The organism is Arthrobacter sp. JCM 19049 (assembly GCF_001310435.1).
On record NZ_BAXF01000389.1, the window covers coordinates 1 to 2,083 of the forward strand.

Consider the following 2,083-nt stretch of genomic DNA (forward strand, 5'->3'; position numbering starts at 1 on the left):
CCGCCCGCGGCGGCACCGACCCGGATGCCGCCGACCAGGCGCGCATCCCGGCGATCCTGTACGTGCTGGTGTTCCTGATCGGCGTGTACGGCGGGTACTTCACCGCCGCGCAGGGCGTGCTGCTGATGGCCGTGTTCGGCGTGTTCCTGCAGGCCTCGCTGCAGCAGTCCAACGCCATCAAGGTGATCCTCTCCCTGCTGGTGAACATCATCGCCGCCTGCATGTACCTGATCATCGCCCCCGAACGCATCCAGTGGATCGTGGTGCTGCTGATCGCCGTCGGCTCGCTGATCGGCGGGTTCATCGGCGCGAAGATCGGACGCAAGCTCTCCCCGCTGTGGCTGCGCGCGGTGATCGTGGTGCTGGGGCTCATCGCCCTGGCCAACATGCTGCTCAAGCTGGTCAACGGTGGCTGAGCCGCACTACGCCCACCGGGTGATCGAGATCCGCGACCTGCACGGGGACCGGCGCCTGGATGACTACCTGAAGCTGAGCGAGGCGAACCTGCGGATGCGCAGCGACATCGCCAACGGGATCTACATCGCCGAAAGCACCATGGTGGTCCAGCGCGCGATCTCGGTGGGACATGTGCCGCGCAGCTTCCTGCTGGCCCGCAAATACCTGCCCCAGCTGGAGGCCGAGTTCGCCCGCTACCCCGACGCCCGATCTTTGTGGGCGAAGACGCCGAACTGGAGGCGCTGACCGGCTTCCACCTGCACCGCGGCGCCCTGGCCGCCATGCAGCGCCCTGCCCCGCTGGAGCTGGATGCGGTGCTGGAAAAGTCCTCGCGGATCGCGATCCTGGAGGACATCGCCGATCACTCCAACCTCGGCGCCATGCTGCGTTCGGCGGCCGGGCTCGGCGTGGATGCGGTGCTGCTGACCCCGAACTGCGTGGACCCGCTCTACCGGCGCAGCGTGCGCGTGTCCATGGGCACGGCGCTGACCATCGACTGGGTGCGCCTAGGCACCTGGCCGGCCGACCTGGAGCGGGTGCGTGAGCACGGCTACCGGATCCTGGCGATGGAGTTGACCGAGGACGCGACCCCGCTGGATGAGCTGGTGCCGCAGCCGGGGGAGAAGATCGCGATGATCCTGGGCAACGAGGGCCGCGGGGTGCGTCCCGAAACCCTGCAGGCGGTGGACCAGAGCGTGATCATCGATGGCCCGGCAGGTCGCCTCCCTGAATGTGGCCGCCGCCAGCGCCGTCGCGTTCTGGCAATTGTGCCGCGGACCACGCTAGGCGGTTCGCCGAACACGCTCCCGGTGCGATAGGATGGACTGTCTGTGTGCGCACGCGTGCGTGGACACCATTTTTCCGAGTACGTTGCCGCTGGCAAAATCCAGGGGCAGATAGCCAAAGGGTATAAAAGCATGAAGCTGACATCCATCCGAAGTACAACTACGTTGTGTTCAACGACCTCGCATCGGGCGAGAAGTTCCTGACCCGTTCGACCGTTGGCAGCTCCAAGACCATCACCTGGGAGGACGGCAACGAGTACCCGGTCATCGACGTCGAAATCTCGGCCGCTTCGCACCCGTTCTACACCGGCAAGCAGCGCATCATGGACACCGCTGGCCGCGTCGAGCGCTTCAACGCCCGCTTCAAGGGCTTCGGCGGCAAGAAGTAGCTGCAACGCCCACACCGCTTCAACCACGGCGGGCAGCCCCGGTTTATTTCCGGGACTGCCCGCCGCGGCATTTAACGCCCCACCGGCTTTCCCGCTTCCCGGTGTGCCGAACCAGTCGCCGACGGCCACGGAAGAGGGCCCGGCGCAGCGGATAGGATGAAGTCATGACGCAACAAGGGCACGAAACGCAGCACGCAGATTCCACCGAAGCGCTCCAGTACCAGCACCACGGCGAGTACAAGGTCGTGGGCGGCAAGCTGGTCATCGCCGACCTGGACAGCGCCGACGGGGTCATCACCGCCTCCAACATCAACGGGGACTTCTTCCTGGAGCCCGACGAGGCGCTGGAGGACCTGAACCGGGCGCTGATCGGGCTGCCCACCGACGCCACGCACTCCACCATCCGCGAGGCCGTGGTCAGCGGCCTGCGCGAGGGCGCCGAAATGATCGGCT

Annotated in this window: 3 protein-coding genes and 1 pseudogene; all 4 read left to right on the forward strand. The window is 66.5% G+C overall.

Features of this window, described 5'->3' with window-relative positions; genetic code table 11:
* The coding region (locus tag JCM19049_RS12515) for a sulfite exporter TauE/SafE family protein (RefSeq protein ID WP_279403138.1) at positions 1-416 on the forward strand (416 nt) is incomplete at its 5' end.
* A gap of 22 nt (positions 417-438) precedes the next feature.
* A pseudogene (locus JCM19049_RS12520) lies at positions 439-1,242 on the forward strand (TrmH family RNA methyltransferase).
* Positions 1,243-1,384: 142 nt separating this feature from the next.
* Complete coding sequence (locus JCM19049_RS12525) at positions 1,385-1,630, forward strand: type B 50S ribosomal protein L31 (RefSeq protein WP_054821755.1); 246 nt, start codon at positions 1,385-1,387, stop codon at positions 1,628-1,630.
* Positions 1,631-1,794: 164 nt separating this feature from the next.
* Positions 1,795-2,083, forward strand: a 289-nt coding sequence (locus JCM19049_RS12530; RefSeq protein WP_279403139.1) for a lipoate protein ligase C-terminal domain-containing protein, incomplete at its 3' end; no start/stop codon positions are given.